Here is a 24,717-nt window from a genome sequence, read left to right on the forward strand (position 1 = left end):
GCCACGCTCACAGGGAATGCCAGCAAAAACGGCGTTCGACAATCCTCTGCTCGCGAGCGGCGCGCGCATGAACTCGAAATCGCCATCCGGCAGGCTGGGCCGGCCGATGCAGTCGCTTTTGAGAACATGCACGATCCCGCTGAGGACCCGGCGATCGTCGACGCGCGCGACGCCACGGAGATCGGTCGGCAAATGCGGTTTGATCCGCCCCCACTGCTCGTCGCCTAGCCAAAACAAGTTCCTGCACATGGCCCGATCCTATTCAGAATCGAATCAAGGTTTAATGAAATAAGGATTGCGCTGCTGCGGCACCAGAATTGCTGCTGCAGCACCAGAATTAATGAGTCCCGACCCTAGTACTCAATTTTCATCGGGAGTGAGTCGTGATTCAGGATCGGGATAATTCCCGAAGCAAGAGGAGTTCGGCTGAAGCCGAAGATACGCAAGGTGCTTGAGGCTCACTGCCGGGCCTCGACCACGCGGCAGCGTGACGTCAGGCGCGCGCGGATAATACTGCTTGCGGCTGAGGGCCGTAGCACGCGTTCGATTGCCAAGGAGGTCGGGGTTCAGACACGCATTGTCAGCAACTGGTACCGGCCCTTTGCCGATCCATGGCCTTGATGGCCTTAACGATCTGCCGCATTGGAGTAGACTGCCGATCTACGGCAAAGCCACGAACAAGCGCATTTTGGCGCTTCTGGAATCAGCCTGCGCCTCACGGCTATGCCCGGTGGACCGGTCCGTTTTTGGCCAAGGACCTGGGCGACGTTGATGTTCAGTATGTTTGGCGCTTCCTGCGCGAGCACAAGATCGACCTTGCTGCCCGCAAGTCCTGGAGCGAGAGCGATGACCCGGGGGTTGCGGCGAAAACCGCCGATGACGGCACCGATCCGCCGAAAAACATTCACAACGGATGCCAGCAAAAATGCCCCTCGGCGACTTTCTGCGCTACTATCGGTGCGAGGGTTGCGCGCATGAATTCGAGGTCGTCACTTGGCAAACCCGGCCGCCCGATCAGGCTGAGCGTGCGGTTGATCGACGGCTCAATGATATGCCGGCCCCGCAACAACCCGGCCGTGATTTCATGCAGGAACAACCCATATGACGCCACAGTACAGCACCGTTTGGCGACCAGTAGCTCACGCTTGAAATCGGTTGATTCGATCTCGATCATCACATTGAGGTGGACGCCGCGCTCCTCCGCAATACGCTCGATAAGAGCCCGTGTCAGTTGGAACCTTGTATCCAGCATCAGCGGAAAGGCCGAAAGCTCCGCGAAAGCAACGCCATCTGCCTTACTCCCGATCAATTCGGGCGGCCCAACCAGAAACATATCCTCGCGAAACAGCGGAATGACGGGCATGTGCGGATGCGGCGGCGGATTATAGCAGACCCCCATATCCAGATGTCCATCCATGACCTGGTTCACGAGTTCGACCGACAACCCCTCCCGAATCGCGATATTCAGTCGGCGATCCCGGTTGCATACGTCGAGCAGGTCCGGAACCAATGCTTTTCCAGATGTCGGAGTAACGCCGAATGCGTAATTGCGCGTTGACTTGACACGATAAGCGGCCATAGCGGAGCTGGCCTCCTCCAAGCGCTCAAACACCGCCTCGGCATGTGTGAGCAATTCCTTACCCGCCGGTGTCGGCAGCACGCCTCGTGGTAGCCGCTTCAGCAATTTGACGCCGAGCAACCCTTCGAGGTTTCTCACCTGATATCCGAGCGCCGGCTGCGACACGTTCAACTGCCGGCTGGCCGCAATGAAACTGCCAGCGCGGACGACGGTGGCAAAATAGGTTAATTGCTTCAAACTCAATTGCAATGCGCACGGCCTCCGAGTTCGTCCGCCCATTTGCTATAAGCTTTTTGTATAGTTTGCCCTCAAATTCTGTATTTGTCTCTAACGAAAAGCTTAGCTAATCGAAATACCTACGCAGCCGCTTGGTGTCTCATGCGTTTTTCCAACGCCCTCGCGCATATGGTATCAAGGCCAAGGCTTCTGACACTTGGTCCGCGGAAAGCGTGCTCGCGCCCGACGGGCCAAGGCCTAGTACACGTCCAGGATAATGACGATCAGACTTCGCTAGGCCACCGCGAGCTGCGACGGCGGGGTTCGCTCGCCGTAACAAATCAAGAAACAACGAGGAACTCCAGGAGTCGCTAATGATCTCGGTCATCCCGCGTATAAAGGCAGCTTGCAAATTCGCCGCTGCGTTCGTTGTGACAATCGCCTCGGCGCTTGGCGCGGAGGCCGCCGATCGCGTATCGGTCGGCGTGGTCAATGCGAGCAGCGACATTGCGCTGTTCATCGCCGATGCCAAGGGCTATTTCAAAGATGCCGATCTCGAGGTGCAGTTCCATACCTTCGATTCCGCCGCTAAGATGATTGCTCCGCTCGGTGCAGGCCAACTCGATGTCGGCGCGGGTGCCGCGTCGTCCGGGCTCTACAACGCCGTCGAACGCGGGATCAACCTGCGGGTCGTTGCCGACAAGGCCCGTAATGCTCCTGGCTATGGCTTCCAATCGTTCATGGTGCGCAAAGCGCTGGTCGACAGCGGCGACATCAAGTCGCTGGCTGACCTGAAAGGGCGCAAGGTCGCGATCGTGGCCGCAGCAAGCAGCGACGCCTCCGTGCTCAATCAGGCCATGATCAGCGCCGGACTGAGATTTTCCGACGTCGAAAAAGTCTATCTCGGCTTCTCGAAACACATGACCGCGTTCCAGAATGGCGCCATCGACGCGAGCATCACCACCGAGCCCACCGTCTCCGCACTGATCAAGGCGGGTGTCGCCACGCGGCTCACCGGCAACGATGCCTTCTATCCGAATGCGCAAACCGCCGTGATTCTCTATGGTGGCGAATTTGCGACCAAGCGTTCGGACGTCGCCAAACGCTTCATGAAAGGTTATATCCGTGCCGTTCGCGACTATAACAATGCGCTGAAAGACGGCCATCTAGCCGGAAACGGTGCCGACGAACTGATTGAGATCTTCATTCGCTACGGCAATATCAAGGATAAAGCATTGCTGAAGACGATGACCACCCACGGCGCAAATCCGGACGGATGGGTTAACGTTATCAGCATGAAGAATGACTGGTTGTTCTTTAAAGACAACGGCCAGATCAAAGGCACCGTCGCCGTCGACGACGTGCTGGACCGCAGTTTTGTCGACGCTGCGCTCAAAGAGCTCGGCCCCTATAAGAAATCCGGGCTGTGAGCGCACGCTATCTGCGACCGCTGCCGACGAACAGCAGCGGAGCGGCGCCGGCCGAGCGGCCGGCGATCCGCATTTGCGAGCTGACGAAGGCCTACGGCAGCTTCACCGCGATCGAGAGCGTCTCGCTGGATATTGCTCCGGGTGAGTTCTTCATGATTGTAGGCCCGTCGGGGTGCGGCAAGACCACCTTGTTGCGCATCCTCGCCGGCCTCGACACTCCGAGTTCGGGCCAGTTCGAAATATCGACCAATACAGCCTCCGGGCGGCCCGTTAATTCGATGGTGTTCCAGGGGGATTCGATTTTTCCCTGGATGACGGTGTGGGAAAACGCCGCCTTCGGGTTGCACATGCGCAATGTTCCGAAGGCACAGATCAGAGAGGCGGTCGGTCACTATCTCGATCGCACCGGCCTCACCAAGTTTGCCCAAACCTATCCGCACCAACTTTCTGGCGGTATGCGCCAGCGTGTATCTATTGCTCGCGCTTTCGCCAACGACCCCGAAATCCTACTTATGGACGAGCCGTTTTCGGCGCTGGACGCCCAGAACAAGCTGATCCTGCAAGAAGAATTGCTGCACATCTGGGAGGAGCACAAGAAGACCGTCCTGTTCATTACCCACAGTGTGGACGAGGCAGTAATCCTCGGCGACCGCATCATGGTGATGACGGCACATCCTGGTCGGCTGAAGACCCTGATCCAAGTACCGCTCGCACGGCCTCGCAACGTTCTCGACCTGCAGAGGGAGCCGGAATTCGGCGCTCTAGTATATGAAATCTGGGCGAGCCTGCGCGACGAAGTGCAGCGCGCACGCGAACAGAGCGAACAGACAGGAGGCAGTACGTGAGCGTGGTCACGGCTCCGCCGGCTGGACGAAAACTACGGCTGTCATTCGCATTGACCGACCGCCTAATCAGCTTTGCCTCGCCCATCGCCCTTCTTCTTGTTTGGGAGGTCGCCGCCCGCGCCGGTTTTATCGACGTGCGGTTCTTTCCCGCTCCAAGCAGCATTTTTGTCACGCTTCTAGCCATGATGGAATCCGGCGAGTTGTGGATTCATCTGTGGATGAGCCTCAAGCGGCTCACGTGGGGCTACCTTCTCGGTGGCGTCCCAGCGCTCGTGCTGGGCATCGTCATGGGCTTGAGCCGCCCGGTCCGGGCCACATTCGAACCGCTGATCTCGGCGCTTTACCCGATCCCAAAAAGCTCGATCGTGCCGTTGGCGCTGTTGATTTTCGGATTGGGCGAGGGTTCGAAAGTCTTCATGGTGGCGCTCGGAGTGTTCTTTCCGATCGCGATCAACTCAACCGCCGGCGTACTTGAGATCAACAAGATCTATCTCGACGTTGGCAAAAACTTTAAAGCCGGCCGCTGGTCGACATTCCGCTATATCGCGTTGCCCGGCGCCTTGCCCGTCATTCTCACCGGGATTAGACTTGGTGTGGGTATGGGCCTCGTGTTGATCGCGATCGCCGAGATGGTTGGCGCCAAGAGCGGGCTTGGCTACATGATCTGGAACGCATGGGAGACCTTCGCGGTCGAACAGATGTATGTTGGATTGTTCGTTATCGCCATGATCGGACTCGCCCTCAATCTCCTCCTGAACGAGATTGAGAAAATACTCGTCCCCTGGCGGCGATGATGGCAGCGGGCCCGGGTGAAATTCGTCGCGTACCGCACGGACCTGCAGCCGCGCTACAACAGCCACGGCCGATCCTGAGCCAACAGATACCCGGCAGCACGCCCGAATAAATCAAGGATTATGATTATCGATGGCGGCCCGGCCGCGGCATTTACGACAATATGAAGACGGCGGTGGAGACGATCTTCGCCCGCAAGCAACGGCTCTGCGGCGCACCCGCCGGAATGAGCGTTAACCCGGAAAATCCAGCACCGGCTGGCCTAAAAACCGGGAGCGCTTCAAAAAGCTCCTGAAGCGAGCTCAGCCTTAGATAAATTCTGGGGGCAAGGTCACAGCTCCGCGTTCGCCGGTTCACAGATTGGGAACGTCCTGCTCGGTTTCGCAGAGCACCACCTCCCGCCGATTAACAGACCGTGCTGTTGCGGCAGGAAGCTCGTCTTGATTGTTCCAAGAGGCTGGTGGCAAAGAGCTTGGTCATCGTCAAGCCCGTCCTATAATTAGAGCGTCGAGTGCAATTGCTCCTTCGCCCTCTGGATAGACCACAAGCGGATTGACGTCGATCTCCTCGACCTCCGGATGTGCAGTAATAAAAGCGCCGAGCCGAGCGACCAGATCAGCGGCGGCGGCTATGTCCGCCGGTCTCATGCCACGGAACCCGGCTAGGAGCTTGGCGCCGCGCAGTTTCCGCAGTTCCGCAGCGATTCCCGCAGGCTCGAGATCCGCCGGGAAAAGGCGGGTGTCGCGCAGGGCTTCCGCCCAGATGCCGCCAAGACCGACGATCAGGGCCGGGCCCCAGTCCTTGTCGTTGCGGGCGCCGAGAATGAGCTCAATCCCCTTCGGCGCCATGGCCTCAACGAGAACCCCGTCAAGCTCAAAGCCTGGCTTGGCTTTGGCAATGTCAGTGCACAACTTCGCCCACCCAGCCGTGAGCGAAGCATTGTCGGCGATGCCGAGGACGACGCCACCGACGTCACTCTTGTGTGACAGGGCGGCCGATTGCGCTTTCAGCACGACCGGGAAACCAATTGCCGCGGCGGCCTTGTGGGCGGCATCCAGGTCCTGAACAAAAATACCCTTAGGCACCGTGAATCCCGCCTCGGCCAGCAGACCCTTGGCGACATGTTCTGGAATTATGCCCGCAGGCAGAAGAGCGCAACCGGTGGGGGCAACCGCGCGCAGTTCGGGGGTAACCACGCGCGGCCTCGCATCGCTGTTGGCATATTGTACCACCCGCGACAAAGCCCGCAGCGCCCGCTCGGGCGAGCGGAAGAACGGCACCCCCAGGTCACGGAAGCCGCTGACGATCGCCGACGGCATCTCGGCATCGTCGCCAAGCATTGTGAAGATCACTGGCTTCGAGGGCGGATTGGTCGCGAACTGGTCAAGGATGGGCTGCATGCGCCGCTGTGTCTGTGCCGCATCCGTGCACATCGCGTTGATGACGAACCAGCCATAGCGGTCGTCGTGGAGCAGCGTTGTCACTGCTTTAGTGAAAAGCGTGGGCTGTCCCAACGCCTGTGCCGTGAGATCGAGGGGATTGCTTGGCTGGATCAGGCCTGGGGCGAATTCGCCGAGGGTAACCGAATCTGCCTGGGATAGTGCCGGCAAATCGATATCGAGTTGCTCGCAATAATCGAGGGCAAGTCCTTTGAAGATGCCCGACTCGGTAACGACTGCTATTCCACCGCGTGGCGGCCGCGGAAAGCGCAACAGCACCTCGCTGACATCGATAATCTCTTCGATGGTGTCGACGACGATCGCACCCGCATGGGTGACGAACGACCTCATCACTTGGTAGTCACCGCTCATCGCCGCCGTGTGCGTCTGCGCCGAGACACGCGCCGCCGCACTGCGGCCAGGATGGAGGACGACGATCGGTTTGCCTGCCTCGCGTGCGCGCCGAGCAAGGTCGAGAAAGCGTCGTGGTTGTCGGAACTGCTCGACAATAAGAGTTAGAACCTGGGTCGAACGGCAGGCAATAAGGAATTCGACATAATCCTCAATACCGGTGACCGCTTCATTGCCGGTAGAGATGGCGTAGGAGAAAGGAACATCGTGAGCGTTCAGGGCAGCACGCAATACACTCGCCATGGCGCCGCTCTGCGAAACGATTCCGATCCCGGAACGATCACCAAGTCGAAATGGTTTGGCGACACTGAAGGTCAGCGCCACGCTGTCGACATTGTTAACAAGGCCGAGACAGTTCGGCCCCTCAATCAACATGCCGTGCGTGCGCGCGATCGCAGCGATCTCGTCTTGAAGAGCGCGGCCTTTCGCGCCCGCTTCGGCGAAGCCCCCAGTGAAAATGATTGCTCCGCCGACGCCGCGCGCAGCGCAGCCAGCGACGGCTTCGCGCATACCAGACTGTGGAATGGCAAAGATGGCGCAATCCACACCGTAGGGCAACTCGCTCGTGTTGCGCAGGCACGGACGGCCATCGATCTCGGCGTGATTCGGATTGATGAGGTGAACATCGCCCTTGAAGCCGCAACGCTTGAGATTGGCGAGCACTCCTGCGCCGAGCGAACCCGGCGAGGAGGACGCCCCAACGACTGCGACCGACTTTGGTCGCAACAATCGCTCCATGGCTGAACGCGCCGTTGACATGGCCCAAACTCGCTATTCGGCTTCTCGTCGATAGCCGCCCAATCCAGGTCGAAAGCTCTTGTCGTCGAGAAATTGCTTTAGACCCTTGGCGCGTCCTTGCTCGCGGTCGTAAAGACGTGTCTGTCCCTGCTTGGCAGCCAGGTACTCGTCCGACATATCCCAAGGCATATTCTGGACATGGCGCACCGCGGTTTTACACGCGCGGAGTACGTCCGGATTCTTGCCGAGCAACTCCTTGGCAAGCGCGCGGGTATGCTCGCGCAGCTTTGCCAGCGGCACCGCCTCATTGACAAGTCCCATCTCTGCCGCCTTGCGGCCGTCGAAGGTCCGGCCGGTCGTCACATACATCATGACGTCGCGCAGGTTCATCGTCGCGACGAGGGCGCGCGTAACGTTGCCGGCGGGAATGATGCCCCAATTGATCTCCGATACGCCGAACTGCGCCTCCTCAGCGGCGATGGCGAGGTCGCAGCTGACAAGCGGCGTGAAGGCGCCACCAAAGCACCAGCCGTTGACCATTGCGATGGTCGGCTTGGGGAAATTCATCAGCATGCGATTCTGCCATTGCACCGCCTGGCGACGGATCTTTGTCTGGTGGACGTACGGCAGATGGTCGGACTCGCGGAAAAACTCTTTGAGGTCCATGCCGGCAGAAAAGGATTCGCCGGCGCCAGTGAGAACGAGGACGCCGACTGCATCCTCGCTTTCCAGCGCGTCAAGGATCTCGATCATCTCCTGGTTCAGAGCCGGACTCATGCAGTTGCGCTTATCCGGACGATTAAGGGTAACCCACGCGATGCCCTCATCGATCTGCACAAGAACATTTTTCCAATCGCCGTATTTCTGCATCTTTTCGATCATCGTCGTCTCCCTGATTTTGCTGAAGTTAATGCGCATGACCTGCGTCATGCGACGCATTGGTTAGATCTCCGCACGCTCGTGCGCCTCGGCCCACACTCTTCGTGCGGCAGCAACACCGCCGTCGGCGGCGACGAGTGCCATGGCGCGGCGATGGTAGAGACCGATGTCATGTTCGTCGGTGAATCCGATGGCACCGTGAAGCTGGATTGCCTCGTGCGTGACCCGCATGGCCGCGTTGGATACGTACGCCTTGGCGGCGGCGGCGGCCCTGGTCTGACGTGCGGTGCCCACCGCGCGGACCGCTTCGCGCACGAGGGAACGGCTCGAGGCGACATCGACATGGGCCGAAGCGGCGCGGTGCTGGACCGCCTGGAACGAGCCGATAGGCACGCCGAACTGCACGCGCGTCTTCAGATAGTCAACGGTGATCGCCAGGACACGGTCCATCAGGCCGACCAGAATGGCGGCGCGGCACAAGCGCGCGATGTCGGCGGCGTCGCGCAGGACCGTTTCCGCGGCCGAGCCCCGTGCGAGCACGCGCAGGGCAGTGATATTGACGTCATCGAAGAGAAGATGGCCAGCGCTGCCGCCGTCGACCGTGCGGACCGTCGCGATTGTGAAGCCGGCAACTCCCGGCGCGGCCGCAAGCAGCATCGATTCGTTGTCCAGTTGGGCGCCGATTAGGAAGGTATTGGCGAGATGCAGATCTGCATGGGTGCCCGTGCGACCGCTGAGGCGATCGCACTGAACGGAAAGCTCTACCAAGGGCGCAATGAATGGAATGTCGTGGCCGGCCATGATGCGGTTGCGTAACGCGCGTGCTTCATCGCTGTTGAGAGCCGCAATGGCGGACACGGCGGCAAGAGTAAGCGGCACGGGCTCGGGCGCAAGGGCGGCGCCCATGGCCTCGAGCAGCTCGATAGTATCGGTCATCGTGAAACCGCAGCCGCCGTCCGCCTCCGGAACGAGCATGCCGAACCAGCCGAGCGCCGCCATCTCGTCCCACACGGCGCGGTCGAGGACCGGATGTTCACGCCGCTGACGCGCGCGACCTATGCCGCCAGCGTTTTCGAACAGCGCGCGCGCGCCATCGCCAACCAGACGCGCACTTTCATTGTGCTCAAGCACGGGTTCCTCCCCGCGGCAACTGCAGGACGCGTGAGGCGATGAGCGAGCGCTGGATCTCATTGGTCCCGCCCAAGATCGACAGCCGGCGCGCCTGCAGCGGCAGTCCACTGAAATCGACCTGACGTCCGTCGTAGGGGACGGAGTGCTCGACTGCGGCGAGCGGGCCGGCAAGCTCCTGCATCGCTTCGGTGATACGCTGCGTCACCTCGGTCCCGATGATCTTGATGAACGAGCTGTCGGCGCTCGCGACATTGCTGTCGTCAACGGTCTCCATCAGATCTAGATAGGAGGCGGACACCGCCTCGGCCTCGATCTCCAACGCGGCGAGCCTGTCACGCACGCCGAGATCGCGATCGATACCGGTATAGGCGGCGAGCCGACGCAGGCGCCACAAGGCCTTGAGGGCAAAGCTTGGATTGGAGCCGCGCAGCCGTTCCTCGTTGAGGAGTTCGGTCGCCACCGCCCAGCCCTGGCCGATACCCAAGACGACATTCTCGATCGGTACGCGGACGTTGTCGAAGAAGATTTCGGCGAGCTCGTCTTCGCCCGCAATGGTCTTGATAGGGCGCCGGGTGATGCCCGGCGATGCCATGTCGATGAGGACGAACGTGATGGCGTTGCGACGCAGCTCAGGCGCACTGGTGCGCACTAGGGCAAACATCCAATGGGCGTAATGGCCCCAGGTGGTCCAGATCTTGGAGCCGTTGATGACGAGGTGATCGCCGTCGACGACCGCGCGCGTGCGCAAGCCGGCAAGATCGGAGCCAGCACCCGGCTCGGAATAGCCTTGGCACCAGATCACTTTGCCATCGAGGATCGGCGGCAGATGGCGACGCTTCTGATCCTCGCTGCCAAAGCGAATGAGGATAGGGCCGATATGGTTGATGCCCTGCAGCGAGATCTCGGGGACGCCGGCACGGGCCTGTTCCTCATACAGAATCAGCTGCTGCACCGGCGTCAGTTCACTACCGCCATAGGCACGTGGCCAATGCGGAACGAGCCAGCCCTTTGCGTGCAGCCGACGGCACCAGTTCAGCATTCTTTCCGGATCGGGGCGTCCCGGCAGATCGCGCAGGGAGGGGTCAAGGTTCTGCGCCAGCCAGACGCGGGCATCCATGCGGAAGGCGTGGTCCGCGCCGGTTTCCTCTCGCAGCATTCTTCCCTCTTTACGGAGCGATATTGCATCCAATTGGATACAATATCGCAACTCTTGCTGTTAATCTTGGACGGCGCTCATGCGCACATCAGCCGGACGAGGCGGTCCGGCGGGACCGCCTCGTTAATCTTTCCAAGGTTCTGGCGCGCCGTATAAGCGTGCTCGCGCATGGCCGCTTCGGCCCGCGCGCCCTCCCCCGCCTCGATCGCCTCCAAGATGGCGTGATGCTGGAAATGCAGGAAGCTCAGCAGGCGAAAGCCCTTGCCGATGGCTTTGGTGCGATTGAAAACCAACGAATGCGCCGAGGTGAAGGGGACCGCGTCGTTCAGCGTAAGCGCCCGCTTGAGCGGCTGGTTGTCAGTATTGTCGACGATGAGCGCATGGAACCGCGCGTTCATGTCAACATAGCGCTCGAAATCGGTCGCCACGTCGAACGTATCCTGGGCGAAAATCTCGTCACCCTCCTCCAGGCAGGCGCGCAGTTGGCGCGCGACGTCGCGCGGCAGGCCCTTCTCCGCGAGCAGCCGCGCAGCGAAGCCTTCCAGTAGACCGCGCACCTCGAAGGCGTCGCTGATCTGCCTTGGGGTGAACGTGGTGACTGTGTAGCCACCGGCCGGCCAGACGGTCAGCAAGCCCTCACGCTCCAAGGCGCCGAACGCAACGCGCACCGGGGTACGCGAGACGCCCAACTTCTCGGCAACGGACAACTCGGTGATCCGTTCGCCCGCGCCGTATTCGCCGCGCAAAATCATGCGGCGAAGCTCGTGGATGACGCGGGATTGCTCTGACATCGATCTCCTCCTTGACATTGGATCCAATTGGATACCAAATAGTGAAGTTAGTATCCATTAGCAAGTGGGATGATCAAGACAGCCATACGACCACGCCGCGGGCGATGCGCGGCCCTGGCGCCGCCCGCCCTGAATGAATCCGTTCACGAGGGTCGTGCGCGGGCAACGGGGCGACTGCAAAAAGCGGTCTCCCGTCTTTGCCAGGAGCGACACAAAACAAACAACTAGGGAGGAGGAAGAGATGCTCGGGGATATGTCCAGGCGATCATGCCTTAGCGCGATGGTCGGTTTCGCATTGCTGCCGCGAACTCCGGCTTCGGCCCAGGCCTATCCAAAAAAACCTATCCAGATCATCGTCCCATTTCCGGCCGGCGGCCCGACCGACGTGATTGCCCGGCGGGTTGCCGACAAACTGCAGCAGAGCCTGGGTAAGCCGATTATCGTTGATAATCGGCCGGGCGGTGCCACGATGATCGGTGCCAACGCCGTCATCAAGTCCGAGCCGGACGGCCACACGCTGCTGTGCGGCACCACAAGTACCTTTGCAGTGGTGCCGAACCTCTACAAGAAGCGTGATTTCCATCCAAGAGCGACACTCACCCCGGTGATCTTGGCGGCCGAGACACCGACCGTCTGGGTGGTCAGCGGCAAGATCGAAGTCAATAGCGCTTCCGAATTCCTAGCTTATGCCAAGGCAAACACAGGGCAGCTCGGATTTGCCTCTGTTGGGATCGGCACGACCCCCCATCTCCTGGGCGAACTCTTCAAGACGGAAGCCCAAATCGACCTTCAGCACATTCCGTACAAGGGCAGCGCTCCGGCCATGACCGACATGATCGCCGGTCGCGTGTCAATGATGTTCGACCAGTTGGGATTCGTAGCGCCGTTCGTCAGGAGCGGGCAGGTGAAGGCGCTCGCCATCGTTGCTCCTAGGCGCTATGCCGAACTGCCCCATACGCCGACCATTGGAGAGGTTGGCTTCCCGTTGCTGGCAAAAACGATCTGGACTGCGTTCGCCGCGCCTGCCGGAACGCCGCCCGAAATTGTCGCATTGCTCAATCGCGAGATCAACAGCGCGCTGCAGGCCGCGGACGTGAGGGCATTGTTGAAGCAGACAGGGACATTCGTGGTCGGCGGATCGGTCGAGCACTTGCGTGAGGTATGGAACAGCGACGAAAACTTCTGGCGCGACGCGGTAGCAAAGGCCAACGTCCAGCTCGAATGAAACGGCGCCGCGGTTTCTGCCCGATGCGCCCTCGTCCATTCTGTCCGAACTGGACTGCACCGGGTTTCATTGACACTAAGTTAAGGTGTTTAATGGAATAGGAGGCCGCGCCGATCCGCCGCTATGAGTGCGACAAGCCTGGCGAGATGATCCACATCGACATCAAGAAGCTCGGCCGGTTCAACCGGATCGGCCATCGCATCACTGGCGACCGACAAGGCGTCGCAATGCCGGTGCGGGTTGGGAGTTCGTCCATGTCGCCATCGACGATCATTCGCGCGTTGCCTTCGCCAGGGTCATGCCGAGCGAGAAAAAGCGCAGCGCCATCATGTTCTCCAACGCTGCGCTCGCCTACTACGAAAGCCTCGGCATCAAGGTCGAGCGCGTCATGACCGACAACGGTGCCTGCTACAAGTCCTTCGCCTTCCGCAGAGCCTGCAAGCGGTTCGGGCTACGCCACATCAGAACCCGGCCCTGCACGCCGAAGACCAACGGCAAGGCCGTGCGCTTCATCCAGAGCAGCTTGCGCGAATGGGCCTACGCACAGGCCTATCGCAACTCACAGCAGCAAAAGGCCGAATTGCCGCGCTCGCTGCATCGATACAACTGGGGCCCGGCGACTTCTGGACGGTAATGAGATTATGGAACGTCGAATGTCCAATGCCCCACAGGTTATAGTCGTTGGTGCCGGCCCTGTAGGCCTGACAATGGCCATTGATCTTGGTCGTAGGGGGATTCGGACACTTTTGATCGAGCAAAAGGCAGCGCCGCAATTCTTGCCAAAGATGGAGCGGTGCAATGCGCGGACAATGGAGATGTACCGGCGCATTGGCGTTGCCGACCGCATTCGCGAGGTCGGCTTGCGTTCGGACATTCCGATGGATGTCTATGTGATCCTTTCGATGATCGAAAGGCCGCTGCTGCGCCTGCCCTATCCATCGGTCGACGAATCCCGTCGAGAACTCGCAAGCAGTAACAACGGCACCCTTTCTTGCGAACCATATCAGCTTATCTCACAATATACGCTCGAGCCGCTTCTGAAATCGATTACGGAATCCTTTCCAAGCGTAGACGTCCGGTATGGATGCGAGTTACTTGCTCTGGAGCAGAACGCGGAAGGAGTCATTGCGACTGTACGATCTGGCCAAGGTCAGACCGAAAATGTTCGCGCTCAATATCTCGTCGGTTGTGACGGCGGTGCCAGCCGCGTTCGAAAACAACTCGGCATCAAATTGCGTGGCGAAGGCAATCTGTTGGAATTGCGGCAGGCGCTTTACTACTGCGAGGATCTTTTTGATCGCATCCCGCTTGGACAGGGCCCTGGCCGGGGCCGCCATTATCACGTGGCTGACGACCGAGCGAGCTTCCTGATCATGCAGGATTCGACCAAGCACTTCACGTTGCACGCTGTGGTCGACAGTGACGTGGCAATGAAAGCGCAATTCGAAGCGGTTATCGGCGCTCCGGTTAAATATGAAATGTTATCCTGCAATCCATGGCGACAAAATCTGCTGCTTGCTGATCGCTACTGCGACGGTCGCGTATTTTTGGCTGGCGATGCCGCGCATCTTGTTATCCCGACCGGTGGCCTCGGGATGAACACCGGCGTCGGCGACGCCCTCGACTTATCGTGGAAGCTAGCCGCTGCGCTCGACGGTTGGGCCGGCGAAAATATTCTCCGTTCGTACGAAATCGAGCGTCGCCTGGTCGGTGAGAACAATGTCGGTGCTTCCCGTTATGCATCGCTCGGCCGGCGCAAGTGGCGATCACAGTATCGGCCTAATATTCGCGATAATACCCTGGATGGTGAGGCGACGCGCAAGTCCCTGGCGGCGGTTGCTGATATCGAGCAGCGCAAGACCAACGAAATGATCGGAGCGGAACTTGGCTATCGATATGTCAGTTCGCCGATCATCGATGACATTCCCGGAGGTCCAGAACACCGTTTCCGTGAGTACCATCCGACCACTTGGCCGGGTGCGCGCCTGCCGCACGTGTGGCTAAACGACGGTGCACCGATTCAGGACCGTATCCCGGACGATGGCTTTACGTTGATCCGCCTCGGCGGCAGCGGAGCCGACACCTCGAAACTCATCGAGGCGTTGCAGAACTACGGTGCCCCGGCAAGGGCTATCGACATACCCGATCCCGTCGCCCGCGATGTCTATGGTCACGACCTGGTGCTGGTGCGGCCTGACATGCATATCGTCTGGCGCGGCAACAAGCTGCATGACGATCCCGCAGCCCTTGCTGCAAGAGCCACGGGGCATTGACCAATTGGTGCCAGGCAAATCGACCTTCCGCGATCTTCCCAAAACGCCCAGTACAGGAGGCAAACTCTTGCGTTACATCGATGCTTTCAATCACTTTTTCCCAGAGGCACTTTGGGAAAAAATGCTTGTTTCCGACGGAGCCGCGCGCGACATCGGAAAGCGCATGCGCGGAATCCCCGCAATCTACGACCTTGATACCCGCTTCAAGGTCATGGACCAGTTCTCCGACTACACGCAGGTTATCTCTCTTGGCATGCCGCCGCTCGAGGCGTTGGGCACACCTGAGCAGGTCGAGGAATTCGCCAGGCTCGGGAACGACGGAATGGCTGAACTGGTCGCGAAGTATCCGGACCGCTTCGACGGCTTCCTTGCATCGCTCCCGATGAACTCCCCCGGCGCGGCGCGCGAACTCGAGCGTGCGTTCAAGGAGCTCGGAGCCAATGGCGTTCAACTCCACAGCAACATAAACGGCGCTCCGCTGGATGAGCCGCAATTCCGCCCTGTATTCGAAGTTGCCGCAAAGTACGGCCGGCCGGTGATGCTGCATCCGTCTCGCGGTGCGTCGATGCCGGACTACGCGACGGAGAAGAAATCGAAATACGAGATCTGGTGGACATTCGGCTGGCCATACGAAACCAGTGCGGCGTTGGCCCGCCTTGTATTCTCCGGCATCATGGATGAGCTTCCGAATCTCAAGGTGCTTGCTCATCACCTTGGAGCGATGATTCCGTATTTCGAGGGCCGGGTCGGCCCCGGCTGGGATCAACTCGGGAACCGGACGTCCGATGAGGACTACAAGCCCGTTCTCCAGCGGCTGAAAAAGCGTCCGTTCGACTATTTCAAGGATTTCTACGCCGATACCGCGACCTTTGGCTCGCGCCCTGCGACGGTGTGTGGACTGGAATTCTTCGGCGAAGACAGGGTGTTGTTTGCATCGGACAGCCCGTTCGATCCGGAAAAGGGTCCTGGCTATATCCGCGACACAATCAAGGTCCTTGAATCCATCGAAATGTCAAACGAGGTCCGCGAGAAGATCTCTTTTCGCAATGCGCAGTTGTTATTCGGTTTGAAGCCGGCCTGAGCAGTGGCCGGCAGCGAAGGAGAGGACAATGAGCGCCCCGATCCGATTGCACTGTTACTCTCGGGGGGCATCTCTGATGCCGACCGACGCAGCACGTGCAGCCGGCAAATCAGATAGCCGGATCAATCTCGACGACATCGGGACAATCAGGGGTTTCGCCAATGGCGTGGGGCATTCATAGTCAACCATGTCTGTCATCGCAGCATCCTGAACATCGCGCCGAAAGCGATTGGCCGATCCAAGCCCGATCGCTGAGAAAGAACGCAATGATGTCAAATCCAGCGGACGCGGCAGGCGGACGTAGCCGCCTGCCAGACATTCGGATCTCGAATCTCTCCAAGCGCTTCTGGAGCTACGATTTTGTCGAAGCGCAGACCAATGATGGTGGCCGGGTCAGACTGCTGACCCTGATCGACGAGTTCCCCCCCCGCGGCGCCGCCAAGCTTCGCAGGATGCTCGACGCCATTACAATCGATAAGCCGGCGCTGAGTGAAAAAATCAGGAAGCCGGGCACAATATGAGTGCAGCCGAAGTTAAAGGCGACGATTCAGTTCACCGAAATTACGCCGGCCGGCCTGTTGCGACATGCCAGCTTCAAGGGGTTGGCTTAGTGTTAACAACAAAATCCTGCTGAAACCCGAGCGCCTCCTCGCCCGGGTATCCGAGCGCGTTGCGGACAAGCCGGCGGTCACCGACCTTTAAGTCGGCGTGCCCATGCTCATGGCCACAAATTCAAAGCGACGCTTGCACGCGCGCGAAAACCTCTGGTGACGGCGGGAAATGCGTCACCACGACATCAGCATGCGACTTCTCCAGAAAAGAGACAGTTTCCGGGGCTGGCGGCTCATCCCGCAGCGTCGCGCCAGCGAATGTCACACCGCCGATCACCACCGTGTCTCGCTCTAAGAAATGTACACCGGTTCGCGCTGCAGCGGCGCGGGCGGCATCGATTGCAGCGGCGGCTGTACCGAGGTGCCAGTATTCATGATTACCGGACACGAAGACAGCCGGTCGGTCACCAGCAAACGATCGGACGACGTTCATCGAATAAGCCGGGTTGCCATCGAATATGTCGCCGGCGCAGACCAATACATCGAAGTCAGGACTCTTCTGCACCGGCAGAAGGCTGCGTTTCTCCATATGGAGATCTGACAGGATCCATAGTTTCAAGACCGCTCCGCCTCCTGCGCCGCCCAGTGCGCAACCTTCGCAACCAGCGACCAGACGCTGGTCCGGCGATCGTGCGCAAAGATCTTGCCTTCGCAAGACCAAGCTTCAGTGCCGGCCACGGAGTTACGACCTTCGGAGACGCGGACCGCGTAGTCCGACATGTCGGCTAGGTTGCTGATGTTGCCGATCTCAGCGCGCGCGATCTCGCGCGAACCGCCCTCCCAGCCACCCGGCACCAACTCAACTTTGACCCGCAGCATCGCCAACTCCACTTGTCACATCGATTACTTGATCATTGTCGTCTACGCGCTTGAACGGTGCCCGTTCACCGAGCCGATAAAACCGGCCCGCTGTGCGCGCCCAGCCGTTAGCTAAATCGATCGCGGCCAACGGACTTGTGGTAACCCAGCCGTCCGGCAGACGCGGGTGACCTGTGACGACGCCGACGAGATTCAAAAGGTCGCTGCCGGGATAAAAATCGAACATCCAGCCGGAAAGCACTGGCGCCTGCGCGAGATCGTCCGCGGACGGCGTCCAGCCGGACGCGAACTTCTGTAGATCGTTCAACAGACGCTCGCGACGGGCGACGACTTCGGCGGGGGTGTACGGAACTGCGATCATGACGTCACACTTTCGATCAGGCGGTAGTATCGGTTCACTGTGCGCGCCCATCCGGCCGCCTCGTCGATTGCGACCAGCGCGCTGGTGTAAATTGCTCTGTCGCCAAAGGTCGGATGACCTCGCACGTCGCCCCACAGGCACAGGGCGGCGCGGCTGCCCGGTCGGAAACCAAACGACCACCCGCGGATCACCGGCACGTCGACGAGATCCTCCGTGCTTGGCCGCCACCCGCGCCGGAGTCGCGCGATCTCCTTTTCAAGGTCGCCAGGGGCGCCAGTCATGATTCCGTCTCCGGATCCCGCACCTCGAGCGGCACCGGCGCGCACTCGAGCCTGTCCTCGGCCAGCGTGTCGAGGACCCATTCCAGCTGCAGTGCCCGCAGCCGGGCTCGATTATGCGGCTCCTCAAGCGCCCGCAGGTCGGCCGCCTGAGCCGGCCCGCTGAACGGAGCCGTCCGGGTACCGCACCGGCGGATCCAAGCTGGACGCAGGGCGGCGAATCTGGTGGGGTGGCATTTGTTGGACATTGTCATAATGGGCACAATGTCAGACAACGGGACCACATACAAGCAAGGCCTGGTTAGAATGGTTAAAAAACGAAAAGGGCCAATGCTGCGGAATGTGCCGCGTCAATTTAACGAGAACGAGGAGAACGACGACCGCATGGCCTACCTGCGCGGCGAGATCGGTCCGCCGCGTCAAAAGGCCGGGGACCAGAAAACCGAGCGGATCGGGCTGCGGCTCCATAGAGATCTGGATTTTGAAGCACGAATGGCCGCCAGAAACGAGGGCGTCAGCTTTTCAAGCTGGATCGTCAAAGCCATGGCGCGAGCGGTTAATGAGCGCGCGGACCAAGATCTGCTCGACAATTTCGGTCGATACAAAGACTGGGTTGTCAACCCACCGATGCCTCCACGCAAACGATAGGGGGAAGGGCAGTTAACTCGCCGTCACTTCCACGCGCAGGTTGAGATAGGTTGCGGGCAACCTGATTTAATTTGCACGCGCGCCACGTCACGGCGCGGCGCGTGCAAACTGGCGATCAACTCCAAAATTGTTTCACGCAGAATGCTTCGAATCTCGAAGCATTATCGCGCGTCCGCGGGCGAAAAATGTTTCGAATCTCGAATCATTTATGCCGTGATGCGCAACAAAATTACTTTGAATCTCGAAGCATTTTCGTGCGCGAAGCGCTGGGATAAAGGCTTTTTAAAACGGCTGGGAGAAAATGTTTCGAATCTCGAATCATTTTGCTCTGGGGTGAGTGACGTTGCCCCCAGGTTTTATCCAAGACTGAGTTCGCTTCTGGAACTTTGATTGCCCTGTGGGGCGGTGTGAGCGACGGGAGCTGGCGCGGAGCCATTGGCGGAGCGCAGCGCCAGATCCCGGCGCGGGTGGAAAATGGCGGCGAACTCGGACGGCGTTTTCCACCCGAGCTGGGAATGCGGGCGCGTGCCATTGTAATCCGCCCGCCAGCAAGCGAGGGCAATTCGGGTCTGCGCGAGCGACGTGAACAGCGTCTCGTTCAAAAGCTCATCCCTCAGGCGGCCATTAAAGCTCTCGATGAAGGCGTTCTGCATGGGCTTGCCCGGCGCGATATAGTGCCATTCGACCTGGGTTTGCTCCGCCCATGCGAGGATGGCGTTGCTGGTGAGTTCGCTGCCATTGTCACTGACGATCATCCCGGGCCTGCTGCGCTCGGTTATCAGCCGATCGAGTTCGCGCGCCACGCGGGCGCCCGAGAGCGAGCTATCCGCCACCAGCGCCAGGCATTCGCGCGTGCAGTCATCAACGACGGTGAGGATGCGGAAGCGGCGGCCGTCAGTCAGCTGATCAGACACGAAGTCCAGCGACCAACGCGCATTGGGCGCCACCGGGATCATCATCGGCGCCCTGGTCCCGATCGCCCGCTTGCGCCCGCCACGACGGCGGACAGCAAGCCTTTCCTCCCGGTAGAGCCGGAACAGCTTTTTGTGGTTCACCACGAAGCCCTCCCGCTTGAGCAGAACATGCAGGCGCCGATAGCCGAAGCGCCGGCGTTCCTGCGCGATCGCCCTCATGCGCGCGCGCAGACGGCCGTCATCGGGCCGCGTTGAAGCGTATCGAATGGTCATGCGGCAGGAGCCGATGGTTTTACACGCCCGCCGTTCGCTCATCCCGTAGGCCTCCCTGAGATGCGCGACAGCTGTCCGCTTGGCCGCGGGCGTCACCACTTCTTTCCCAGAAGATCCTTCAGGGCCACGTTGTCCAGCATGGCATCCGCCAGCAACCGCTTCAGGCGGCTGTTCTCGTCCTCCAGGCTCTTCAGCCGCTTGGCCTCCGACACGTCCATGCCGCCGAACCTGGCTTTCCATTTGTAAATGCTGGCATCGCTGACCCCGTGCTTGCGGCACAGATCCGCAACCGAGACGCCGGCCTCGTTCTCCTTCAATATCCCGATGATCTGTTCTTCCGAAAAACGGCTGCGCTTCATGCTCCGGTCCTCAGCTTGGCCCAGAGCGAACTTCAAACTGGATTAAGCCCACGGGGCAAGGTCATGAGCAACAAAATTACTTCGAATCTCGAATCATTTTTCTCGCCGCGCATCACCGAAATGATTCGAGATTCGAAGCATCGCACGCTCTAACGCTCAACAAAAATGCTTCGAGCTTCGAAACATCTTGGTGCTGTTTGGTGCTGTTACTGTTGGCGATCACAAACACCCGATCCACAAAAAATTTCGACCACACGACTTGACAGTTGCATGACCGCACCGAATTTTAGTCGGTAAGAATAAGAAGAAGAGCGCGATCAGCGTCGGATCGAAATCAGGACAGGATCAAGTGGGTTCAGCCGCCACGAAATCGGTAATCGTTGACGCGCATGCACAGCCCGAGCACGCGCGCATGGGCGATTTCGATGCAAAATACGAGGCGGCGCGCAAGAAAAAGCAGATCAATCGGCGGAAGGCGAAGGCACAGCGCGAGGAACACAAGCGTATCGCGCGATACGAGCCGGTCGATCAGGCTAAGTGGAATGCGCTGGCGTGGCGCCACGTCAAAGGCGACCTTCTGTCGAAGGATGAACGCGCGTATTTCGACGGCGGCACCGAGCGAACGCGATCCTGGCTTGGCGCCAGAATGGCACTGCATCGCACCGGGTATACCGATACAGAATGGGCTTCGTCGAGAGATTCAATGGCCGCCCGCGCGACGAATGCCCGAACGAGCATTTCACCAAACTCAACGAGGTGCGCCAGATCTCGAAAGCATGGAGGATCGACACCAACCAACCGCACACGAGCTCAACAGGCTCTCGCCAACTAAGTTCGCAGCACGCCCCCAAGGGGGCAAAACTGGAACAACTTCTCCTTTTATGAACCAGGTGCAAGGGAGCAAACCACACGGGGTCACTGGTTATCGGAGCTGTCTGCCTGGCAAAAATGCTTCGAATTTCGAATCATCTTCAGGTGACTACGAAACTAAAATTACTTCAGATCTCGAAACAATTGTTTCTAGTCTCGAAGCATTTCCTAAACAGGCGCAATAAAATTAGCGCGAGTTTACGACCTGCTCCTGATCGAAAACGCGACATTAAAGGCTTTTCACCAGTCGGCAGGATGAATTGTTTCGAAACTCGAATCATTTCGTCGGAGACTGCGAAATAAACTTACTTTGAAATTTGAAACAAATGGTTCGAAACTCGAATCATTTTCGCGGACGGCCAAACACAAATTACTTCTAGATTCGAAGCAATTTAGGTGTGCAAGGCGCGACCGGCGACTCGGTCGCTGTTGCTCACGCCTGAGCTCGTTGCAAAATTTTTTTGTGTGCTCACCCGTTCACGTGGTGACCGCTTACCCACAAGAGCTTGTGGCCATCGCCCTTCGTCTCGTTATTCACGGTGTTCAGAACTATTCAAAACGCCAATCATTTTTTCTGAATGCGCGATCACTAAATGCGTTGATTTCTGGTTCCTACGATGGTGAATTGGCTTGAAACTCAAAACAATTATCCCTCGAATTTCAAAGATGTCGTCAAACAAGATCTAGTTTGACGACGCACCGATCGCGCTCACGCGCACGGTATTGACGCTTGCGACGCGTCGCACAATCTTCGTCGCATGACTGACATTTTTTTTGCGCGCGACATAACGACCGAGCAGCTTGCAGAGACCCACTGCATTGCGAAGACGAGGGCCGCAGATGCAATCTGGTTCGCGCCGGGCCAGGACGACATTGATTTTTCTCGCGCGCCGGCGTGCGAGCGTGATTTTGCGTCGATATGGGACCTGTTCAAGAATTATCTACCGAGTGAATGTCCGGACTACGCGAAATCACGCGCAAATGCGCAGCGCCAGCTCCGACGGCGCTCGCGCAAATCGCTTCAGCGCTCTCACGCAGAGCGCCTCGCCGCTGGCGACGAAGAGGGCGCAGCGAAAATCAGAGACGAGATTGAGCGTGTGCAACCGTACATCGATAGCGCCAACTATGCGCGCAATGTGCAGCTACAGGTGGACCGACGCCGACGCAACGAGGGCTACATTTGGCTCGGAGGTGATTTTGGCGGACTGGGTTTTGTTCCAAAGTTTTGGGAGTTCGGCGACAGGTCTCGCGTCAACGGCGCCCACGTGCTTGCCCGATTCGAGGTGCTGATCCCCGCGGCTGGCCGTGGAATTTTTATCGGTCAAGGTAAGGCGGGTGTAGTAAAAGCTTTGACCAAACGGCAAGCGCTCTACTCGGCATACATCACCACGTCGCAGAAAGTCATCGGCTATATCAGGATTGATATCGACCGGACATTCCCATCCTGGTCATTTCTTAATAGCAGCCTCATCGATCTGTATGATCGCGGTGAAATCCCTCTTCGTCCACATCTCGGCGTCGCGAAACGAACCGAGGATGGCAAGGTGGTCCATCCGCAGCTGATTTTTCTGCTCCCTTATCACGACCAGGTACGTCGTGATGGCCGCTGCAGGCCTGGCGCAATGCAACTTCTCTCGGCGTGCGAGAATGGACTGATCCGCGCGCTTGAGCCGCTGGGTAGTGATCCTGGCGGCCGCCACAATAAGTCGAAAGTGAAGAACCCGTTCTGCCCGTTCATGATTGTTGGGATTTTCAACCAAAATGAATTCCTCGGCCTGCGCGATATCGCCGGGGGACTTGCTGATTGTTCGCCGCTGGATCGCGGGTTCGAGCAAGCCTGGAACGCCCGCAAACACGGCGTGGAGCAGCATGAATCGAATCAGGTGTTCGTGGTCACCCGTCGACTCGCATGGGCCGCTTTGGGCGAATTGGCGTCGCTTGGCGCCCCGCTTTATGCAGAGCTCGTCGATGACCGCGGTAAGATGGCGGCTTGGGTGGTCGAGCGGTTCAGTGCCTATATCGAGACATTGTTTGACCAAGAAAAAGCCGGCCGCATCCGCGCGATTGTTAAAGCGGTCGCCGCTGGCATTGCCCGACACTGGAAGCCGGATCAAACCAAAACGCCGCCGAACCGCGGTGCAATGAGCGACGTCATTGATCAGCGGTGGCCGTTGAGCAGGCGCCAGCATGAATCCGCGAAGTGGACGAATAGCAAACGGTCCGGCAAGGTCGAGGAGCGGATGCTCGACGCGATGGCGCGCTTGGCCGATGCTGGCCGCGACATTACGCCAAGCGCCGTTGTCAAGGCTGGGGGCGGCCCGAAAAGCACGGTGCACAAACATTTTTGCCGGGTCTTGCTGATCCGGCAGCGCATAGTTTCAGGCTGCGACCAAGGCTGAGACCATAGGCCTCTCCCACTCGTTATCTTGCAGAATCGCGCGAGCTCCGTCGGCGCTCATCATCAACCATGGGTCTAATCCGGCCGGAAACGGTGCAATCAGCCGTCATCATTTGTCAGGCAAGACATTGCGCAGGATTTGCCGTTAGACCTCTCTATGGCCCGTTTCCGGCCGCCTTGATCGTACATCCGGAAAAATACAATCATCTCTCAGGCCGAACTTCGCGGCAGGGCTGTAAAGCAGCTATTCAGCTATTCGGGCTCATCATCGACGAGACTTAGTCTACAACGGTGGTAGGAAAAAATGTTATCCTCTTAATCATGACCGGAGTGAATTGGGTCTGCTCCATAAACCGGTATTTTGCAGAGCCTCCCTCATCGATGACGTGGACCGGATAGGCGAGACATTGCGCGGGATTGCCGTTAGTGTCATCCGGAAAATACAATCATCTTTCAAGCCGAACTTCGCGGCAGAGCTGCAAAGCGGCTATTCGGGCATCTCATCGATGACGGGACTCAGGCTACGACGGTGGTAGGAAAAAATGTTATCCTCTTAATCATGACCGGAGTGAATTGGGTCTGCTCCATAAACCGGCATTTTGTAGAGCCTTCCTCATCGATGACGTGGACCGGAAATCGGAAACACTATCATGGCCTAGCTCAGCTCTTCGGTATCACCGGTGACAAAGCCAGTTGCGGATCGTCCTCCTCAATGACGGTGCCCAACGCCGTCCAGGGCGGTGGATCATGGGGCGGGAGGAAATTGGTCCCCGCTCCATGCGCCGGTAACCCCTGTAAATCGGCTCGATCGTAGAAACAATGGACAGCGACACCACCCGTGTCAGACCGGTCAACTGCTTGACGGGTTCAGTCCCTGCTCCCTGGCGGCTATCCAGTAGTCTTAATTCTAATCGTATGCTGCTGATCCGATTCGGCCGCCTGGGGCGTTGTCGGTGCTGATGTTGCCGGGGTGAGAGCTGATCTACTAGATCACTCACCGAGCATTTGTCGCAGCCCGTAATGCAAGTTGCGACTTGCAGGCCGGTCAACGACATTGACTGCCATGACAACCGGAAGCTACAGGACGCGCGGTGCTAACGCGTCAGCATTGCTGGCGCCTTGTCCGTTACCGTTGACGCGTGATGAGCGCCGTGCGCGGACGCGTGAGCGCACGCGGGCGTGGCGGGAGGCAAACAACCA

At 59.0% G+C, this 24,717-nt stretch carries 21 protein-coding genes and 4 pseudogenes; 12 read left to right on the forward strand and 13 right to left on the reverse strand.

The features are described from left to right. Window positions 1-114: 114 nt before the first annotated feature. Window positions 115-249 (reverse strand): annotated as a pseudogene (locus tag RO009_23070) (IS5/IS1182 family transposase). Between the two features lie 150 nt (window positions 250-399). Here RO009_23070 and RO009_23075 point away from each other — a divergent pair. Next, window positions 400-878, forward strand: a pseudogene (locus tag RO009_23075) (helix-turn-helix domain-containing protein). A gap of 26 nt (window positions 879-904) precedes the next feature. Here RO009_23075 and RO009_23080 read toward each other — a convergent pair. Then, the gene (locus RO009_23080; GenBank protein MDT3687918.1) at window positions 905-1,828 is read right to left on the reverse strand and encodes a LysR family transcriptional regulator; all 924 of its coding nucleotides are present in this window, start codon (window positions 1,826-1,828) and stop codon (window positions 905-907) included. A gap of 341 nt (window positions 1,829-2,169) precedes the next feature. Here RO009_23080 and RO009_23085 point away from each other — a divergent pair, with 341 nt between their 5' ends. From RO009_23085 to RO009_23095, 3 genes are read left to right on the forward strand one after another with little or no spacing between them, the layout of a single operon-like run. Next, entirely contained in the window at window positions 2,170-3,225 is a 1,056-nt protein-coding gene (locus tag RO009_23085) for an ABC transporter substrate-binding protein (GenBank protein MDT3687919.1), read from the forward strand. Further along, the gene (locus RO009_23090) at window positions 3,222-4,070 is read left to right on the forward strand and encodes an ABC transporter ATP-binding protein (protein ID MDT3687920.1); all 849 of its coding nucleotides are present in this window, start codon (window positions 3,222-3,224) and stop codon (window positions 4,068-4,070) included. The genes RO009_23085 and RO009_23090 overlap by 4 nt, the downstream gene beginning before the upstream one ends. Next, window positions 4,067-4,864, forward strand: a complete 798-nt coding sequence (locus tag RO009_23095; protein ID MDT3687921.1) for an ABC transporter permease — start codon at window positions 4,067-4,069, stop codon at window positions 4,862-4,864. The genes RO009_23090 and RO009_23095 overlap by 4 nt, the downstream gene beginning before the upstream one ends. 480 nt (window positions 4,865-5,344) lie before the next feature. Here the strand turns inward: RO009_23095 and RO009_23100 are convergent, their stop codons facing one another. The 5 genes from RO009_23100 to RO009_23120 all read right to left on the reverse strand — a co-directional run bounded on the left by RO009_23100 (window position 5,345) and on the right by RO009_23120 (window position 11,425). Continuing rightward, complete coding sequence (locus RO009_23100; GenBank protein ID MDT3687922.1) at window positions 5,345-7,471, reverse strand: acetate--CoA ligase family protein; 2,127 nt, start codon at window positions 7,469-7,471, stop codon at window positions 5,345-5,347. Window positions 7,472-7,483: 12 nt separating this feature from the next. Continuing rightward, a complete protein-coding gene (locus tag RO009_23105) occupies window positions 7,484-8,320 on the reverse strand; it encodes a p-hydroxycinnamoyl CoA hydratase/lyase (GenBank protein ID MDT3687923.1) in 837 nt (278 codons plus the stop codon). A gap of 72 nt (window positions 8,321-8,392) precedes the next feature. Further along, on the reverse strand, window positions 8,393-9,460 hold the full coding sequence (locus RO009_23110) for an acyl-CoA dehydrogenase family protein (GenBank protein ID MDT3687924.1): 1,068 nt from the start codon (window positions 9,458-9,460) through the stop codon (window positions 8,393-8,395). Next, window positions 9,453-10,616, reverse strand: coding sequence for an acyl-CoA dehydrogenase family protein (locus tag RO009_23115; protein ID MDT3687925.1), 1,164 nt, complete (start codon window positions 10,614-10,616; stop codon window positions 9,453-9,455). The genes RO009_23110 and RO009_23115 overlap by 8 nt, the downstream gene beginning before the upstream one ends. Window positions 10,617-10,693: 77 nt before the next feature. After that, window positions 10,694-11,425, reverse strand: coding sequence for a GntR family transcriptional regulator (locus RO009_23120; GenBank protein MDT3687926.1), 732 nt, complete (start codon window positions 11,423-11,425; stop codon window positions 10,694-10,696). Window positions 11,426-11,648: 223 nt separating this feature from the next. On the opposite strand from RO009_23120, the gene RO009_23125 reads away from it, so the two are divergent. The 5 genes and pseudogenes from RO009_23125 (at window position 11,649) to RO009_23145 (ending at window position 16,507) form a co-directional block, all read left to right on the forward strand. Continuing rightward, window positions 11,649-12,632: a tripartite tricarboxylate transporter substrate binding protein gene (locus tag RO009_23125; GenBank protein ID MDT3687927.1), complete on the forward strand. Its 984-nt coding sequence runs from the start codon at window positions 11,649-11,651 to the stop codon at window positions 12,630-12,632. Between the two features lie 104 nt (window positions 12,633-12,736). Beyond that, window positions 12,737-13,242, forward strand: a pseudogene (locus RO009_23130) (DDE-type integrase/transposase/recombinase). A gap of 43 nt (window positions 13,243-13,285) precedes the next feature. After that, window positions 13,286-14,905, forward strand: coding sequence for an FAD-dependent monooxygenase (locus RO009_23135; protein MDT3687928.1), 1,620 nt, complete (start codon window positions 13,286-13,288; stop codon window positions 14,903-14,905). Between the two features lie 67 nt (window positions 14,906-14,972). Further along, on the forward strand, window positions 14,973-15,986 hold the full coding sequence (locus RO009_23140) for an amidohydrolase family protein (protein ID MDT3687929.1): 1,014 nt from the start codon (window positions 14,973-14,975) through the stop codon (window positions 15,984-15,986). Between the two features lie 161 nt (window positions 15,987-16,147). Next, window positions 16,148-16,507, forward strand: coding sequence for a hypothetical protein (locus RO009_23145; protein ID MDT3687930.1), 360 nt, complete (start codon window positions 16,148-16,150; stop codon window positions 16,505-16,507). Between the two features lie 211 nt (window positions 16,508-16,718). Here the strand turns inward: RO009_23145 and RO009_23150 are convergent, their stop codons facing one another. From RO009_23150 to RO009_23165, 4 genes are read right to left on the reverse strand one after another with little or no spacing between them, the layout of a single operon-like run. Then, window positions 16,719-17,156 carry a metallophosphoesterase gene (locus RO009_23150; protein MDT3687931.1) on the reverse strand — a complete coding sequence of 146 codons (438 nt, stop codon included), beginning with the start codon at window positions 17,154-17,156 and terminating at the stop codon, window positions 16,719-16,721. Continuing rightward, window positions 17,153-17,416 (reverse strand): hypothetical protein, encoded by a 264-nt coding sequence (locus RO009_23155; protein ID MDT3687932.1) that lies wholly within the window; start codon window positions 17,414-17,416, stop codon window positions 17,153-17,155. The genes RO009_23150 and RO009_23155 overlap by 4 nt, the downstream gene beginning before the upstream one ends. Continuing rightward, window positions 17,397-17,777 (reverse strand): hypothetical protein, encoded by a 381-nt coding sequence (locus RO009_23160; protein MDT3687933.1) that lies wholly within the window; start codon window positions 17,775-17,777, stop codon window positions 17,397-17,399. Before RO009_23160 ends, RO009_23155 begins: the two co-directional genes overlap by 20 nt. Next, window positions 17,774-18,058, reverse strand: a complete 285-nt coding sequence (locus RO009_23165) for a hypothetical protein (GenBank protein ID MDT3687934.1) — start codon at window positions 18,056-18,058, stop codon at window positions 17,774-17,776. Before RO009_23165 ends, RO009_23160 begins: the two co-directional genes overlap by 4 nt. A 327-nt stretch (window positions 18,059-18,385) precedes the next feature. Between RO009_23165 and RO009_23170 the strand changes: the two genes are divergently transcribed. Continuing rightward, window positions 18,386-18,703, forward strand: a complete 318-nt coding sequence (locus tag RO009_23170; GenBank protein MDT3687935.1) for a hypothetical protein — start codon at window positions 18,386-18,388, stop codon at window positions 18,701-18,703. A gap of 356 nt (window positions 18,704-19,059) precedes the next feature. Here the strand turns inward: RO009_23170 and RO009_23175 are convergent. Then, window positions 19,060-20,249 (reverse strand): IS3 family transposase gene (locus RO009_23175; protein ID MDT3687936.1). Its coding sequence is split into 2 segments (ribosomal slippage): window positions 19,060-20,000 and window positions 20,000-20,249, totalling 1,191 coding nucleotides; the frame shifts between segments, so codons are not numbered across the junction. A 355-nt stretch (window positions 20,250-20,604) separates the two neighbouring features. Continuing rightward, the gene (locus RO009_23180) at window positions 20,605-20,907 is read right to left on the reverse strand and encodes a hypothetical protein (GenBank protein MDT3687937.1); all 303 of its coding nucleotides are present in this window, start codon (window positions 20,905-20,907) and stop codon (window positions 20,605-20,607) included. On the opposite strand from RO009_23180, the pseudogene RO009_23185 reads away from it, so the two are divergent. Together RO009_23185 and RO009_23190 are read left to right on the forward strand one after the other, a co-directional pair. Continuing rightward, window positions 20,897-21,059, forward strand: a pseudogene (locus RO009_23185) (transposase). The gene RO009_23180 and the pseudogene RO009_23185 overlap by 11 nt on opposite strands. Before the next feature lie 818 nt (window positions 21,060-21,877). Then, window positions 21,878-23,518 carry a hypothetical protein gene (locus tag RO009_23190; protein ID MDT3687938.1) on the forward strand — a complete coding sequence of 547 codons (1,641 nt, stop codon included), beginning with the start codon at window positions 21,878-21,880 and terminating at the stop codon, window positions 23,516-23,518. Window positions 23,519-24,717: the final 1,199 nt, after the last annotated feature.

The organism is Pseudorhodoplanes sp. (genome assembly GCA_032027085.1).
Taxonomy (GTDB): Bacteria; Pseudomonadota; Alphaproteobacteria; order Rhizobiales; family Xanthobacteraceae; genus Pseudorhodoplanes.

Bases quoted from the DNA above. Each gene is read 5' to 3' on its own strand.
- RO009_23085 (MDT3687919.1), top strand. From the start codon at position 2,170: ATGATCTCGGTCATCCCGCGTATAAAGGCAGCTTGCAAATTCGCCGCT.
- RO009_23100 (MDT3687922.1), bottom strand. From the start codon at position 7,471: ATGTCAACGGCGCGTTCAGCCATGGAGCGATTGTTGCGACCAAAGTCG.
- RO009_23105 (MDT3687923.1), bottom strand. From the start codon at position 8,320: ATGCAGAAATACGGCGATTGGAAAAATGTTCTTGTGCAGATCGATGAG.
- RO009_23115 (MDT3687925.1), bottom strand. From the start codon at position 10,616: ATGCTGCGAGAGGAAACCGGCGCGGACCACGCCTTCCGCATGGATGCC.
- RO009_23120 (MDT3687926.1), bottom strand. From the start codon at position 11,425: ATGTCAAGGAGGAGATCGATGTCAGAGCAATCCCGCGTCATCCACGAG.
- RO009_23125 (MDT3687927.1), top strand. From the start codon at position 11,649: ATGCTCGGGGATATGTCCAGGCGATCATGCCTTAGCGCGATGGTCGGT.
- RO009_23135 (MDT3687928.1), top strand. From the start codon at position 13,286: ATGTCCAATGCCCCACAGGTTATAGTCGTTGGTGCCGGCCCTGTAGGC.
- RO009_23145 (MDT3687930.1), top strand. From the start codon at position 16,148: ATGGCGTGGGGCATTCATAGTCAACCATGTCTGTCATCGCAGCATCCT.
- RO009_23155 (MDT3687932.1), bottom strand. From the start codon at position 17,416: ATGCTGCGGGTCAAAGTTGAGTTGGTGCCGGGTGGCTGGGAGGGCGGT.
- RO009_23160 (MDT3687933.1), bottom strand. From the start codon at position 17,777: ATGATCGCAGTTCCGTACACCCCCGCCGAAGTCGTCGCCCGTCGCGAG.
- RO009_23165 (MDT3687934.1), bottom strand. From the start codon at position 18,058: ATGACTGGCGCCCCTGGCGACCTTGAAAAGGAGATCGCGCGACTCCGG.
- RO009_23170 (MDT3687935.1), top strand. From the start codon at position 18,386: ATGCTGCGGAATGTGCCGCGTCAATTTAACGAGAACGAGGAGAACGAC.
- RO009_23180 (MDT3687937.1), bottom strand. From the start codon at position 20,907: ATGCAGTGCCATTCTGGCGCCAAGCCAGGATCGCGTTCGCTCGGTGCC.
- RO009_23190 (MDT3687938.1), top strand. From the start codon at position 21,878: ATGACTGACATTTTTTTTGCGCGCGACATAACGACCGAGCAGCTTGCA.